This is a genomic window from Bradyrhizobium sp. 141 (genome assembly GCF_023074055.1).
Lineage (GTDB): Bacteria > Pseudomonadota > Alphaproteobacteria > Rhizobiales > Xanthobacteraceae > Bradyrhizobium.
In genome coordinates this window covers 166,836-181,077 of the sequence record NZ_JADPKR010000013.1, presented here as the reverse complement: position 1 = coordinate 181,077, position 14,242 = coordinate 166,836, and the positions used below count along the sequence as shown (strand labels likewise).

The following is a 14,242-nucleotide window of genomic DNA, read 5'->3' as shown; positions in this document are numbered from 1 at the left end:
GCTCGGTAGAGAGACGGCGGTCAACGTCGTCGCCGCACGCGCGAAGACCCCGAACAACGAGGTATCGTCCGCGCGGGATTCCCAAGCCAGTGCGTTTCTGATCACCGTCTGGCTGGATTGAAGACCAGCACGGATGTGCAAGCCTTATTCTCTGGAACGCCGCAAGCCTCGTGTCCTATCTATCCCGCTTCCACAAGTACCGGCTCGGCTTTCCATGATGGATTTCTCTTGATCTCCCGGTGCACACATCGTGCACACGCCCTCCTCCTGACCGCTAGGAAACCTTGAACTCTCGCTCCAATCCATCATGGGCACCATGGGTTCAGTAACTTATTCGGCACCACAATTCTTGAGCTGTGCATTAACACCTGGGCCTTGGACGTCTCGTGCGCATCCTGCGCAAGAATGCGCTTCCTGTGCAATCGGAATAAGATCGCGACAGGCAAGAGAGACCCATGCAGTTCACGAGTGCTGCAACAAGGAGGTCGTTCCAATTTCGGCCCAGATGGGTCCCACACCTCAATAGAGGGTGAACAGCTCGCTTCAGTTGGACAAACCGCGCCGGAGAGACCGACGGCGTGAGCGTCGCTCTTCGGAACTTAGACCAGATGCATGGCCGGCAAAGCCACCTCGAAGGTCGAGCCACGACGACTGGATTCTGCAAGAACCAAACTGCCATCATACCTTTCGACGATCATGCGGCAGATCGGCAGGCCCAGTCCCATCCCTTCCCGCTTGGTCGTGAAGAACGGCTCAAAAATGCGGCCTTGGTCGTTCGGACACATTCCCGCGCCGTTATCGCGAACGAAGAGGATAACAGCCCCACCGTCGAGCCGTGTTCCAACGTTCAATCTGCGACCGTCGGTCAAAGCGGCGTTCACCGCTTCGATGGCGTTTTTCAGCAGGTTCAAAATCACTTGTTGCAGTTGCACGGGATCCGCACGCACCAGGGCGCCATCGACCTGAAACTCGGTCACGACAGACACTTCGTTCAACTGCAATTCGTGCTGCAGTAGCCGCAATACTTGGCGCGTGACTTCCTCAATGTTTATCGTCGCAGGTTGATCAGCGGCGTCCTTGAAAAGCCCGCGAACGCTCCTGATCGTCTCATTCACCCTTAAACTTGCTTCTTCCATATCCTTGAGAATGACGTTGATCTCTTCCAGCCGAGGAGGTTGTGCCTGAAGCATCTGGAGAGCCGTGCTTGCATTCAAAGTGATTGAGCCCAGAGGCGACCTGACTTCATGAGCGATCGCGGCGGTAGCAGCGTCAATGCTCACCAGGCGGTTGGCCCGCTCACGCCGCTGCATCGTCAGGGCACTGGCGAGCCGGGAATACAGCAGGGTCATTTCGGTCAGCAGGACCGACAGCAGCATGCAGCTCGCGACCAGCGCAAAGCCGCGAGCCGCATACCAACCAACCGAAAAGCGAACCGAGCTCGCGACGGCTGCCACGAGGAAGTTGGGCAGCCACGCCAACAAGGTCACCATCAGCCAGAGATCAAGCACCGTTCGCCCACGTGTAAAGAGCAGCAAGAACAGGAACGCGCCGAAAACGAACAATGCGACGTTGATCTGATTACCGAGCCGCGTCTGCAGCGTGACACTCGTCGTGTAGAAGCTCGGCAGATCCCCGACCCAAGTGGTCACAAGCGTCGCCGCTACAACCACCACCCCGAACACGAACGCAAGCGTGAGCGCGATGCTGGCAGCGGGCGACCGGGGGATTGCCGCTTTCATCTCCTTCAGCAAGACGTAGGACAGCACGCACAAAGAAAACGTCGTGTGCCAAAGGACGAAGAACCAGGCCGGCGTGTTGAAGCCGTCACCGATGATGCCGTTAGGTGCGTAGCCTCCCGGGAAACTCAACGTCTGCAAGAAGGCGAACGAGGCGCTGAAGAGGTACGCGCTGGCGATGGCAAGCAGCGATCGATGCGGTTGGACCGAATACTGGGCTAACAGCAGAATTGCCGTAAGCAGGTCGGCTGCGCTCAGGACGGTTTGAAGAACCGGAACAAAGCTGTCGATCCTGCCGATCTGGAGATGCGCAAACGGAGCAACCAGCGCTGCAAGGACGATAATCACAACGGCAAGGCCAACCGCGACTGCTCGCTGTTTCGGCGTTGCGGGCATCAATGCGACTACGACAGGAAGATCCCGATCCGATGCGGGCGTGTAACGCTGAGTTTCGACGTTCAGCATGGTGGCCGCCTGTGCTCCGGCGGTTGTTGATACTGTGGTTGTTCGAGTGCGCGGCGGCCCGGAGATCAGTCCATGGCTCCCGCTCGCCTGGGCAGCCTCGGGTTTTAACAGGGGGCATCCTGCCACGGTGTCGTGACCGCAGCAACTGAGCTTCCAGGTGCGGGCGATGAGGCCGTTCTCGTCATCGAACCTTCCCGGTCCCCGACAAGCCTGGCGTGCAGCCTTCTGGCCAGCAGTCTTGGGTTGGCGGTCAAACCCTCGACACTGAAACTCGCCGCCTAATGTGCGACAGAAGTGTCAATCGCATGACCTCATTTCGCAAGCGATATTGTGATTCCACTGAGGTTGGCGGCAAACTCCAGGCCAGCCTTCGGCCCTCGCAGAACGATCACGACCCCCTTGTCGTTGCGCAAGTGGACGCCGTTCACTCCCCCGACGAGCGCCGCCCCGCCACCAACCGAGCTGTAGGAACCCGCAAAGTCGGAGATTTCGCGGATGCCCGAAGCCCGGCCATCGAGCCGGCCGATGGTCGCGCCGGCCGTGATGCCGAGGCTAATGCCGGTCACTTGGAAGGGATAATCGTGACCGCGATAGGTCAGCACCCCGTTGCCCGCGCCAGCGCCGACAAGCAGGCCCGCCTTCACAATTTTGACCCGGACGTGCCCTGAGGCCTGCGCGAAGGACGGTGTTGCCGGAACCGCCAACGCAAGGAGCGCGATCGTTCCGAGGTAAATCACCGAAGTCCTCAACAAGGCAACGCCGCGCTCAAGGTTTCTCTGCATCGACTTTCTTCCAGGTCTGGTCGGGATCAAACAAGGAGGTACGCCTGGCAACGAAGTCCGTGCGCTTGCCGAGATCCTTCTGGTAGACGGTACCGTTATGATTGACGAGGAAGGTCATCACGCCCGAATTGCCATACTCGGCAGGCCAGGCAATCAGCCCGAAGCCGCCAATCATCTTGCCTTTGACGACGTAGTTGAGCGGGCCGCCGGGCGCGTCCATTCCCTGCCCCTTCAAGATCCGAAAATAGTATCCGTGATATGGATTCGGCCCTACACCTGCCGCTTTGTAGCCTTCGGCTGACGCCTCCGCCGCAAGCGGGCCGAGCGGGCTCGGGTCGCTGTCGTCGCGCCAGAACAGCCCATCCTTCTTGCCGGGATTGCTGACGATGCGTTGCGCGTAGACGCCGACGCCCTCACCGCGATCCTTGCCTGCATATTCATTCTGGGCGTCGACATAGGCGAGTGCGGTCTGGATCGCGTCGAGCTCGTTGCGGCCGATGCGGCGGCGGAGCACTTCGATCCGCCCCTCGTCGGTGTCAAACTCCCAGCCGGATTCAGTGTTGATCAGCGGGATCGGGAACGGAAAATCGTCCGGGCCCAGCATCAGGGATGCGGTCTTGTTACCCTCCGCCTTGATGCCATGCTTGGCGTCATACATCGACGTGAAGCGCTGGCGTATATCGTTGTCGGCGATCTCGTCACCGGAGAAGACGATGTCCTCGGCGGCCTTGCCGAGCACCTTCAGGAGGTCGCCCGGCCCGCTCTTGACCGCCGCCGCAAGCGCAGCAGCAGCGTCTTCGGGCGTCTTGTACGATTGCTGGGCCTGTGACGCAGAGCCAAGCAGCACCAGCGCCGTGATGCCCGGCAGAATTGCCCGGCGTAGCGATTTCAGACCGGTCATGGTGTCACCTCCGCGGGGATCTTCGCGCCGCTGGCGAGCCAGTCGCGGTAGGTGCGGAATGTCAGTCCGAGCTTCTCGTAGTACACGCGCAGATATCCGTCGCTTCCGCGCGTTACGGCGTTCGGCATCACCTGCTCGACCTCCTGCGCCATGACACCGACATAGGCCTTGTCGCTGCCGACGTAGCTGAAGCGGTAATAGCCGAGGCCGTTACCGAGATGGCCGAGCAGGACGACGTCGTGCTTCAGCGCGATATCGGAACGCCGGCCACCACCACCGCGCCCGCCTCCTCCGCCGCCACCACGGAAGCCACCGCCGCCACCCATCGACATCCCGCCACCGCCGCCACGACCGGCCATGCTCGGTCCGCCGGCGCCACCGCGGGGCATGCTGGCCATGCTGGATCGTCCACGTGCCGATGCCGCGGCCGCCGACTGGCCGGAGGAAACGTTCATCGCGCCTCCACGATTGCCACCTCCGCCACGGTTGGCCGCACCGCCACCTGCGCGGTTAGCGGCCTTGGCGCGATCGCCGCCGCCCTTGCCAGCATTCTTGGCGCGGTCACCGCCGCCCTTGGCGCGATCCGTAGCACCGGCGCGGTCGCCCGGGCCACCACGATCACCAGCACGGTCGCCCGCGCGGTCACGCGCTCCCTGATCCGGACGCAGCACCTGGTTGCCGTCACGTCCGCGGAAATCCATCCGGTCCGCCGCGCCAGTCTTTAGATTGTTATTACCGAAGCGCTGCTGAACATTGGCGTTGTTGTAGCGCACGCCCTGGCGGTGCGCCGCATTATGCTGCCAGCCGGTATTAATATTGGTGTTGCGATGGTTGACGTAGACGTTGCGATTGCCCCAGTTGCAGCCGCCGCCCCAGTAATTGCCCCAGCGTCCGATCGCCCAGGCGGTGCCGAAGGCAAGTCCAGCCGCGACAACGCCTGCGCCGATATAGGAGGGATAGCCGAAATAATAGGGCGGGTATTCCGCGTAAGGCCATGCCCCGTAAACGGCGGCTGGCTCGTAATATGGCACGTACATCGTCCCGGGCTCGGCCGGTTCGATGACGACCACCTGCTTGTTTTCCTGCGTCTTGACGCTGACCTTCTGCTGCTTGGTCGTAACGAGCTTCTTGTTGTCATAGGCCTTGGTGCGCAATCGCTGGATCGCATCCATCACATCTGCCTGCTGAGCAAGAAAGGCGTCCCCGAGATCCTTGGTCCAGTCGAGCTTGTCGCTCATCATGGTCAGCACCTCTGCGGTGCTCGCCAGCGCCTTGACGCTGTCATCCCATGCCTGCTTCTCGACCTCGACCCTGAGCGCTTCGCCCTTCAGCGACTTGCGCTCCTTCAGCCAGCGATCGGCCTGCACGACTTCCAGCGGATAGGTCGAGGCCGCCAGCACATTTGCCAACAACTCGTCGGGATAGAGGGCGACCGGCGCGACCAGCGCTTCGAGCTGCTCAGGCTTCAGGAGTTCGGCGCTCGGCGACGGCTGGCTCCCCGGCTGCACTTGAGCCGCTGGAGATGCAGGTTTGTCTGCCGTCTGCGCCGAGGCGACGACCGGCATAGCGGTCAATAGCGCAAGCGCCACCAGAGCTTTCGCACAGCCACGCATGACAATCCTCCATCGAATTCGCGATTGGCAGGATCGGTCCGCGACTGGATCGCTCTTTGACAAAGATCAAAGGAAGCTCGCTACGCCGAGGCTGGCTCAACCGCCCTGCTGCAACGCGAAAGTCGATCGCAGGATCGGAAGCTTGACCGTGAACACAGCTCCGCCGGACGGCAGATTTTCCGCCGAAACCGTGCCGTGGTGGGCCTCGACGATGGTACGGACGATCGCCATTCCCATGCCCATCCCCTGCGGCTTGGTGGTGAAGAACGGATTGAAGATCGTCTTGAGATCATCCGCCCGGATGCCGGGACCGGTGTCACGGACCGTGACCTCGGCGTAGCTCCCCGTACGACTCAGGGCCACGCTGATTTCACGCTTGCTTGTCTGAACTTCAGCAGTCGCATCCAGGGCATTGATAATGAGGTTGAGAAGGACCTGTTGAAGATGAATCGGATCGCCCCGAACATAAAGTTCGCTCGCCGCGGGAGCGTAGCTCAAGACGACGCCGCGTCCCTGCGCCAGATCAGCGACGAAACCCACGACCTCGCGAATGGTACTGTTCAGTTGAACGTCGCGCACCTCAAAGGGCGTCTTTTTCAGCATGCTGCGCAGCCGTCGGATCACTTCGCTGGCCCTCTGGTCGTCGCGCCTGATGTCGGCGAGGATCGCTCTGAGTTCATCGAGGTTCGGCGAGGCGCTCTTCAGCATGAGCTCCGCTGTCTCGGCGTTGGTCAGGATCGAGCCGAGCGGCTGGTTCAGCTCGTGAGCGATGGAGGTCGTCATCTCTCCGGCAGCCGCATAGCGGCTGAGATGCGCGAGCTCCGCGAGACGCTGCCTCGACTCGACGTCAGCCAGTCGGCGCCGGCGACGTTCGTGCAGCAATCCGCTGATCAGCCCGCCCTGGACTAGGAACACCGCTGCGATCATTGCAATCTGCCAACGATACCGCTCCCACAATCTTGGCTCGCGAAACAGAACCTCGCTTCCCGGCGGCAAATTGCTCTCGCTGATGCCCCAGCGCTGAATCTCGCGCCAGTCGTATTTTGGAGGCCCGAATTCAATTGGTTCGTATTTGATATGGGCGGGCTTCTCGCCGTGAAGGATGCGGATAGCGGCATCGATCGTCTTCGAACTGGTCTCGCCAACCGAATGCATCGGGCCACCGACGCTGCTCCCGCCGAAGAAGGGCTCTTGGTAGGAAAAGATCGGCGCGTTAGCGACCGCGTGCAGGCTGCGCAAGGCGATGTCGCCTTCGTGAACGATGCCTGCAGCGTCGACCGACATCAGGCCCCAGAACAGCACGGTGTGGGGCGGAAGCGTTGATGCGCTCTTCAGGATCTCCTCGAACGGCAGGTCCGAATACCAGATGAGGTCAAGCCGGCCAGCCAGGGGCTTCAGCTCCCGCTTCACCTCATCGATCCAGAACTTCTCGAGCGGTGAGGCACCAACGACGACGGCCACCGTCTTGGTGTCCGGCAGGACCTGAAGGATGTTGCCGAAGGCGGCCATGAAATCGTTGCGGACGGCCACGACAACGTCGTTGTCCGTGAGGTCGAGGCCGTTCACCAGCCGCTGCTCGACGACGGACAGCACCGCCGGCGTTTTGGGGAAGAGCTTTGCGCGGTATCCCTGCACGAACCGCGCCGCAGGCGCTCCGATGCTGAGGACGATGTCGGGAGGCGCGCCCTGGTAAAGCGAGCCGAGATAATTGACGAAGGGCGCTTCCGGCCCAGGATCGTTGAAGCGCGCAGTGAGAAGCGTGTGCTCCTGGATGTCGAGCGGCCATGGCGACCGCCGCTCGAGTTCGGCCTTGATGCTCCGCGCATATTCGCTCCAAGGCCGGAAATCCCGGCCGAAGGAATGGAGCAGCAGAACCCGTTTGGGCTCGTTGCGCTCGGCGGCGAGCGCCGCGGGCCGCAGAGCCCCCCAGACCAGCAGGCAAAGAATGAGCCGGGCAGCCGTGATCGGCCAACTCGACTTGATCGGGGCTGTGAAGATGCGCCCGCTCATGCTTTCTCCGGAAGAGTGGCGGCCTGCCGGACTTACTCTCGCTCGAACCGGGCGGGAGCCAATCATCCCGTTGGATTACCATTAACAGCGCGTGGTCACCCTGCCGTAGGCGTCCACGACCTGCACACAGGACGAACCATAGGCGCCAGCCGCGCCGGCCGCCGCACCGACAGCCACCGCCCGGCGCGTCGTCCTGCGGGCGACGCCGGCATAGCTCATGGGGGTCAGCGGTCGCCCTACTCTCGCTTGCGCCTCCGAGACAAAGGCACCGTCGGCGAAGTGGCGTGTCCCATTCATGAATAATCCTGCGGCAAGCGCCATTGCTGCGGATGCGTAAATGAGGACTTGTCGCGACTTGATCATTTCTTTGCTCCTGACGGAGTTCCGGGAGGGAGTTCGTCGAATTCGGCTATCGCGACGGAATCGAGGCCGACCTCGGTCGCGCCCGCGGGGCCTTGAAGACGAATGTGTCGGCATCCGCAAAAGCATCGGTCTTCCAGTCCCTGATCCGCAGCGTGTATTGGGGCGCACCTGAGAGCGTCTTGCCGGTGATCACGTATTTCCGCGGCACGGGCTTGGCACCCGACTCGATCCAGATCTGCCAGTCGATGTCGGGGCTTCGAAAAACAAGATGCTCACATTCGACGCCATCGACTACGCCCTGGCCGATATGCTTGCCTTCGCTGGCGCTGGCCATCAGCTCGTCGAACGCGTTGGAGAGGATGAGGTCGTTGCCGGGCATGCCGAGGCCCGAGCTGGCTTGCATCGTCGCTGTCATCTGGTCCACCGTGCCCGGCGCCTCCGCCTGGACATAGGACTTGGCATCGTTGCGGTAGAGCGAGACCGTCTTTCCATCATGGATCAATTCGATATCGGCATAGCCGCCGATGCGCCTGACGCGGAGCTTGTCGGGCCGGCTCAATTTAAACTGGCCCGAGCTCGCAAACTGGATCTTCTGCAGCTCCGGCGTAATGACCTCGATGTCGCTGTCGAAGGCAGCGGACAGTGTGTTCTGTGCGCCGAGATAGTCGGTCATGGATTTCAGGAGCCTGGCTGGATCGTCAGCGCGGGCCGAAGCGGTCGCGGCAACCATCAGCGCTGCTGCGGCAATCGCCGAGGTGGCGCAGCATTTTGCGCGAAGGAAGTCTTTCTTCTTCATGATGATACTCCCGTGATGGAAGCGCATTCAGGACGCACCGGTTCTCGCCTTGTTGATTTGAATCAGGAAGAGCGTTGGTGGCTATTTTCCGTTGCGTGTACCCGTGTCAGTGCCCGCTCAGAACCAGCGTCTTGATGGGCAGCAGCAGCGCCTGGATGCGCAGGAGCAAAGCGTGCACCAGGCCGACGCCATCGACGACATGCAGCGCGATCTTGCGGCCGGTACTGGTGTCCTTGGCAGATATTTCTTCGTGGTTGCTGGTGTAGGCATTGACGATGCAACTGCTGCCCGGCGTGACCCCATCCAGGCCCCCCTTGTAGAGCGGCTCCAAGAACACCAGGATCGTGCCGGGACGCGCGATGTTTTGCGGATCGATCAACTGCTCGCCGGCACGGAACTGCCCGGCCGCGATGTAGTCCTGCACCGTCGTAACAACCATCGGAATGATCACCCAAGGCCTTGAGATGCAGGTCGCCTCCGCCACCATGCCTTCCTTCATCACCTGGGCCTCGATCTGACCGAAGCCAGCCTGCAGAGACTTCCGGCCAGCCCCCTCGGGAACCAGCACACCGGCGGGCCGCATCAACTGATTGACGACGTCGCCTGTGCGGATCAGGAACTGTTCGACCCGTCCGTCGATACCGGCCCGGATAAAGGTCTTGTCGAGATCGACCTGGGCTTGGGCGAGAGCAGCCTCTGCGCTCGCCTTCTGCGCAGGAATCAAGGTCGATACTTGCAGCGTCTCGGATTCCTTTACGGCTTTTGCCGCGTCCACTCCGGCTTGGCGCTGGTCGACCATCACCTGGAGCTTCTCGATATCACGCTGCGGCACGATACCGGGATTGCGGCGCTGAAGGTCGGACTTTGTATCGAGTTCGTCCCTGGCTTGCTGGTAACTGGCCTTCGCCTCCTGGATTTGGGCTTCGGCCTTGACCACATCGGATTGCGCCGCCGTCATTGATGCATCGACCTCGGCAACCTTGCGCTTTGCCGTCTCGAGTGCAGCCTGCTGTTTGGAACTATCGAGCGTGAACAGCACGTCGCCCTGCTTCACCGGCGCGCTGAAACCAACCTTGACCTCGGCCACCCGTCCCGACCCCTCGGGCAGGATCGGCACGGTGCGAAAATAGAGCGCTGCCGAGGTGGTGGACGGATGGAAGTAGAAGATCATGGTGATCAGCGAGACCGTGAGCATCAGGCAACCGGTGATGCCCCATCGCAGCTCATACCAGACCGAGAAGAAGGTGATTTCCTTGCCGAAACGCTTGCCCTGGACATACCGGCGATAGAGGTAATCTGGCAGTATCGTGAGGAGAGAGCAGAACATGAGCTCAAACATGGCTATGCTCCTTCTCCTTTATGACAGGGGATTTTTCTTCCGGCGGCGAGCCGCCCTGATCATCTGGACGCGGCGTTCCGTCCTCGAGCATCGACGCTTTCGGCTCTCTCTGCGGCCCGTCAGCGATCCTCTCGACGGAATCGGCGATGCTGCGCATCGGCGTACCGAAATCGGGGAGATCAATCAGTGCAAGCAACAGGCCGGCCACCCAGAAGATATGCATATGGGTAAAGAGCGAGATCAGGCCGAGCACGGCGACAAATTCGAATTGCAGCTTCTGCGACTTGTGCGCCATCCGCTCCGGCATGCTGTGCAGCTTCCAATAGAGCGTGCCGACCCAGAACACGACGCCGATCAGGAAGATGCCCATCACCACCATCAGCGTATCCACGCCACTCCCCGGCGCGAGATAGAACGGCAGATGATGCGGAGCCATCGGATGAAGTTGCTCGCTCAACGCTCTCTCCCCATCTGACGCACGTCCGCCTGATTTTCGAACGCAGTGTCGGCAGCGGACTGCGGAATTGCTTGATCTGGATCAACGGCCTGAAAACGACGCCACCTAGCGTCGCCTAAAAGCTGAAGCAAAGCAACCAAGCAGGAGCCGCCCGTCATGCCCGGCATCGATGATCTCATTCCCAGTGCCACGCAGATCCGAAAGGAAGCGGCCCTCAAGGAGGCCGAAAAAGCGGACGAATATGTCCGCCTTGCCGCCGCCGCCGAAGCAGAGAAGCGGGCTCTGATTGATCGACTGACCAAGCCGTCGGGCAAGACTGAGGACGAGAAGATCAAGCTCGCCTCGACCATTATCCAGCGTGCAGTGCGAAACGGATTGACCGAGGTTCAGGTCTACCGCTTTCCCAACACCCTGTGCACCGACAAGGGCCGCGCCATCAATCAGCAGGAAAAGGGCTGGGAGAGCACCCTGACCGGCATTCCGAAGGAAATCTTCCAGCTCTGGACCGACTATCTGAAGCCGCGCGGCTATCGCATTGCCTATCAGATCATCGACTTCCCGGGCGGCATGCCGGGCGATATCGGCGTGACCATCTCCTGGGGCGATGACTAGCGCGCAAGGCAGTCGAAGGAACGGACATGGCCAAGGACGACTCCTCGGAGCGGATGAAGCGCAAGGACTACGAGAAGGAGCTGGAAAAACTCCAGGTCGAGCTGTGTGAGCTCCAGGACTATGTGAGGCAGAACAAGCTCCGTGTCATCGTCCTGTTCGAAGGCCGCGACGCAGCCGGCAAAGGCGGCACGATCAAGGCGATCACAGAGAAGGTCAGTCCGCGCGTGTTTCGCGTCGTGGCATTGCCGGCACCGTCGGACCGCGAAAAGACGCAGCTCTTCTTCCAACGCTACATGGAGCAGTTTCCCGCCGGTGGTGAAATCGTGATCTTCGACCGAAGCTGGTACAATCGCGCCGGCGTCGAATACGTGATGGGCTTCTGCACGCCCGCCGAGCACGATCGCTTCCTCTCGCTGTGCCCGCAGATGGAGAAATACGTCATCGACGGCGGCATCATCCTGATCAAGATCTGGCTGGAGGTCGGGATGGACGAGCAGGAACGCCGCTTCAGGGCGCGCATCGACGACCCGGTCCGGCAATGGAAGCTGAGCCCGATGGACCTGGAATCCTATCGGCGCTGGTATGACTATTCGCGCGCCCGCGACCTGATGCTCCGGAAGACGAGCACGAAGGACGCGCCGTGGTATATCATCCGCTCCGACGACAAGCGCCGGGCGCGGCTGAACTGCATCGCGCATCTCCTGAAGTCCATCCCGCACAAGCGCATCAAGAAGGACAGCGTCAGACTGCCGAAGCGGTCCGACAAGGGGCGCTACAACGACCAGGCGGGCTTGCGCGGAATGAACTTCGTCGCCGAGCAATACTGAAGATCAGGCCGCGCAATGGCGCGGCCCGATCGCATGACGCAGACCTGCCGACGGACCTCTATTCGGCCCCTCGACGATGCCTCGCGAACGCGGACGGCACTCGACGAAGAGGGGCCGCCGCACTTCAGTCCTCGCGTCGAGCCGCGCTTTGGGCAGTCCGACAGCGTTCCGCGTCTATTTCAAACGAATGGTCACACCACCGACTGCCGCGGAGACTTCCGCTCCGACCCTTGGACCGGTGAGCTGAAGGATGACGCCATTGCCATTCTGGAGCTGAACGGCACCGGCGCCCGCGGCAACCGCACCGCCCGCTCCGCCCACGACATAGGAACCTTCGATCGACGCCGGCCCCCTCAGATTGAGGGCGCGGCCCACGAACTTCGTGGTCGAGGCCCCAATCGTGAAACCGACGCTCATGCCAGAGACCGTGAAAGGATACTTCTTGCCCCTGAGGAGCAGAACACCCTCACCGCCACCGATGCCGACGATGAAGCCGCCCTTGGTGAAGACGACGGCGACTTCGCCGGTCTCGGCACGCGACGGCGTGCTGAAACCAGCGGTGGCTGCAAGCGGCGCAATCAGAGCGGCGCCGATGGCAAGCTTTCTCATAACTCTTTCCCCCCTTGTGATCATTGCGCCAGGATCATTGCGAAATACCCGAAGATGGTGAGCAGGATGCCCGAGACGGCATAGCCGACCGGGAATCCGATCCAGGGCACAGAGCTCTGGATCTCGACCGCGGCTTCACGACACGGACCGGAATGCGACCGCGCCCCGGCCACCCCGCCCATCAGCACCGCGGGGTTGATCTTGAAGACGTGATAACCGATCGCCCAGACAATGAAGGGCGGGATGGTGCAGGCGATGAAGCCGGCGATGAAGATCTTCAGGGCCACGGCGCCCGTGAGCTGTGAGAGCAATCCCGCGCCGGCGTTGATGCCGACGATAGCGACGAAGACGACGAGGCCGAGATCCTCCAGCACGTTACGCGCAGCGTTGGGGGTGTTTCCGAAGAAGCGCAGCCGCGACACCGCCGAGGACACGATGACGCCAGACAGCAGCAGGCCGCCGGCATTGCCGAGGCCGATTTTGGCACCGAAGGCCGGGAATTCGATCATCCCGATCAGGAAGCCGAGGATCATGCCGGTGGCCAGCGTCAGCAGGTCGGTGGAGGTGTTGGTGCGCGCGATGCGGCCCCACATCTCACCGAGCTCGTTGACGGCGGACTTCAGGCCGACCACGGAGACGATGTCCATCCGTTGCAATTCGGTCTTGAGACCGGCGGGTATCTGCACGCCGCCGCGCTCGACCTTGGTGACCTGCAACTGGCCGGCGATTGCCGTTTCGCGGAAGGACTCGAAGGTGCGTCCCACCATCGCCTTGTTGGTGACGAGAATGTCGGCCTGGTCCATGGGAATACCCAGAGTCTTGGCATCCGCGACCTCCGGGCCGATCAATCCCATTTTGTCGGTGAGATGCTCGGTCGAGCCGCCCAGCGCGACGATGTCGCCCTTTCGGAGGACGAGATCGGGATCGGCTCCTTGCGGCTCGCCGTTACGTCCCACATTGAAAATCCGGTATTCCGGATTGATCGTGCGGAACTTTGCGATGCTCATGCCGACCGTGGTCGGATTCTCCAGCCGGTAGGCACGCAGGCCGAACTGGCGATAGCCGGTCAGGCCGCCGCCTTCGAGGTCCTTGACGCCGAACTCAGTCTCATACTGCTTCGCGGCGGCTTTTGCGTCGACGCCCCACCAGCGCGGCAAATATTTGCAGATCAGGATGATGCCGACGGTGCCCCAAATGTAGGTGATGCCGTAGGACAGCGCGATCATGCCCGACGCGTCCTCGGCCTTCATGCCCTCCGGCAGCTTGACGACGCCTGATGTCACCGCCTGCTCGGCCGAACCAATCGCGGCTGACATGGTCTGTGAGCCCGCCAGCATGCCGCCGGCCGCACCCGGCGGCAACGCGAAGAGTTTTGCGAAAATAACGACCAGCGCCAGACCAAGTACGCTCGACACCACTGCCAGGACGACAAACTTAAGTCCGTCGCCTCTCAGGCTGTTGATGAAGGACGGGCCGACCCGCAGGCCGACGCCGTACATGAAGAGATAGTAGAACAGGCTCTTCGCAAACGTGTTCAGCTCGAGCTTGACGCCGTAGGTCGAGGCCCAGACCGAGAGGCCTGCGCCCACCACGATGGCGCCGGCGACCATGCCGAGGCCGTAACCCTTGATGCTGGCCCGTCCGATCCAGACGGCGAGCCCGACGACGAAGAACAGCAGCAGATAAGGATTGTGCTGCAAAAAAGAGAAAAACCCTAGCATGTTCGTCCCCT

Annotated in this window: 13 protein-coding genes; 2 read left to right on the top strand and 11 right to left on the bottom strand. The window is 61.6% G+C overall.

What is annotated here, in order from left to right; all coding sequences use genetic code 11:
• Positions 1–599: 599 nt before the first annotated feature.
• From IVA81_RS03140 to IVA81_RS03100, 9 genes are all read right to left on the bottom strand, one after another.
• A complete protein-coding gene (locus tag IVA81_RS03140) occupies positions 600–2,201 on the bottom strand; it encodes an MASE4 domain-containing protein (protein WP_247312098.1) in 1,602 nt (533 codons plus the stop codon).
• Positions 2,202–2,512: 311 nt separating this feature from the next.
• Positions 2,513–2,983, bottom strand: a complete 471-nt coding sequence (locus IVA81_RS03135) for a hypothetical protein (RefSeq protein WP_247312096.1) — start codon at positions 2,981–2,983, stop codon at positions 2,513–2,515.
• On the bottom strand, positions 2,967–3,884 hold the full coding sequence (locus tag IVA81_RS03130) for a DUF2950 domain-containing protein (protein ID WP_247312093.1): 918 nt from the start codon (positions 3,882–3,884) through the stop codon (positions 2,967–2,969). Before IVA81_RS03130 ends, IVA81_RS03135 begins: the two co-directional genes overlap by 17 nt.
• Positions 3,881–5,497 (bottom strand): DUF3300 domain-containing protein, encoded by a 1,617-nt coding sequence (locus IVA81_RS03125; RefSeq protein WP_247312090.1) that lies wholly within the window; start codon positions 5,495–5,497, stop codon positions 3,881–3,883. The genes IVA81_RS03130 and IVA81_RS03125 overlap by 4 nt, the downstream gene beginning before the upstream one ends.
• A 96-nt stretch (positions 5,498–5,593) precedes the next feature.
• Positions 5,594–7,090, bottom strand: coding sequence for an ATP-binding protein (locus tag IVA81_RS03120; RefSeq protein ID WP_247312088.1), 1,497 nt, complete (start codon positions 7,088–7,090; stop codon positions 5,594–5,596).
• Positions 7,091–7,588: 498 nt separating this feature from the next.
• A complete protein-coding gene (locus IVA81_RS03115) occupies positions 7,589–7,870 on the bottom strand; it encodes a hypothetical protein (protein ID WP_247312084.1) in 282 nt (93 codons plus the stop codon).
• A 46-nt stretch (positions 7,871–7,916) separates the two neighbouring features.
• On the bottom strand, positions 7,917–8,666 hold the full coding sequence (locus IVA81_RS03110; protein ID WP_247312082.1) for a DUF2092 domain-containing protein: 750 nt from the start codon (positions 8,664–8,666) through the stop codon (positions 7,917–7,919).
• A 106-nt stretch (positions 8,667–8,772) separates the two neighbouring features.
• Positions 8,773–10,005 (bottom strand): biotin/lipoyl-binding protein, encoded by a 1,233-nt coding sequence (locus IVA81_RS03105; RefSeq protein WP_247312079.1) that lies wholly within the window; start codon positions 10,003–10,005, stop codon positions 8,773–8,775.
• Positions 9,998–10,441: a hypothetical protein gene (locus tag IVA81_RS03100; RefSeq protein WP_247313302.1), complete on the bottom strand. Its 444-nt coding sequence runs from the start codon at positions 10,439–10,441 to the stop codon at positions 9,998–10,000. Before IVA81_RS03100 ends, IVA81_RS03105 begins: the two co-directional genes overlap by 8 nt.
• 177 nt (positions 10,442–10,618) lie before the next feature.
• Between IVA81_RS03100 and IVA81_RS03095 the strand changes: the two genes are divergently transcribed.
• Together IVA81_RS03095 and ppk2 are read left to right on the top strand one after the other, a co-directional pair.
• A complete protein-coding gene (locus IVA81_RS03095; protein WP_246916299.1) occupies positions 10,619–11,074 on the top strand; it encodes a hypothetical protein in 456 nt (151 codons plus the stop codon).
• A gap of 26 nt (positions 11,075–11,100) precedes the next feature.
• Entirely contained in the window at positions 11,101–11,901 is an 801-nt protein-coding gene (gene ppk2, locus IVA81_RS03090; RefSeq protein ID WP_247312076.1) for a polyphosphate kinase 2, read from the top strand.
• 174 nt (positions 11,902–12,075) lie between these two features.
• Here the strand turns inward: ppk2 and IVA81_RS03085 are convergent, their stop codons facing one another.
• Together IVA81_RS03085 and IVA81_RS03080 are read right to left on the bottom strand one after the other, a co-directional pair.
• Positions 12,076–12,510, bottom strand: a complete 435-nt coding sequence (locus tag IVA81_RS03085) for a hypothetical protein (RefSeq protein WP_247312074.1) — start codon at positions 12,508–12,510, stop codon at positions 12,076–12,078.
• A gap of 20 nt (positions 12,511–12,530) precedes the next feature.
• On the bottom strand, positions 12,531–14,231 hold the full coding sequence (locus IVA81_RS03080) for a transporter (protein ID WP_247312071.1): 1,701 nt from the start codon (positions 14,229–14,231) through the stop codon (positions 12,531–12,533).
• Positions 14,232–14,242 lie beyond the last annotated feature (11 nt).

Coding starts and splice junctions, on each gene's coding strand:
- IVA81_RS03100 (WP_247313302.1), bottom strand. CDS start 10,441: ATGGCTCCGCATCATCTGCCGTTCTATCTCGCGCCGGGGAGTGGCGTG.
- IVA81_RS03125 (WP_247312090.1), bottom strand. CDS start 5,497: ATGCGTGGCTGTGCGAAAGCTCTGGTGGCGCTTGCGCTATTGACCGCT.
- IVA81_RS03105 (WP_247312079.1), bottom strand. CDS start 10,005: ATGTTTGAGCTCATGTTCTGCTCTCTCCTCACGATACTGCCAGATTAC.
- IVA81_RS03115 (WP_247312084.1), bottom strand. CDS start 7,870: ATGATCAAGTCGCGACAAGTCCTCATTTACGCATCCGCAGCAATGGCG.
- IVA81_RS03110 (WP_247312082.1), bottom strand. CDS start 8,666: ATGAAGAAGAAAGACTTCCTTCGCGCAAAATGCTGCGCCACCTCGGCG.
- IVA81_RS03095 (WP_246916299.1), top strand. CDS start 10,619: ATGCCCGGCATCGATGATCTCATTCCCAGTGCCACGCAGATCCGAAAG.
- ppk2 (WP_247312076.1), top strand. CDS start 11,101: ATGGCCAAGGACGACTCCTCGGAGCGGATGAAGCGCAAGGACTACGAG.
- IVA81_RS03085 (WP_247312074.1), bottom strand. CDS start 12,510: ATGAGAAAGCTTGCCATCGGCGCCGCTCTGATTGCGCCGCTTGCAGCC.
- IVA81_RS03140 (WP_247312098.1), bottom strand. CDS start 2,201: ATGCTGAACGTCGAAACTCAGCGTTACACGCCCGCATCGGATCGGGAT.
- IVA81_RS03130 (WP_247312093.1), bottom strand. CDS start 3,884: ATGACCGGTCTGAAATCGCTACGCCGGGCAATTCTGCCGGGCATCACG.
- IVA81_RS03080 (WP_247312071.1), bottom strand. CDS start 14,231: ATGCTAGGGTTTTTCTCTTTTTTGCAGCACAATCCTTATCTGCTGCTG.
- IVA81_RS03135 (WP_247312096.1), bottom strand. CDS start 2,983: ATGCAGAGAAACCTTGAGCGCGGCGTTGCCTTGTTGAGGACTTCGGTG.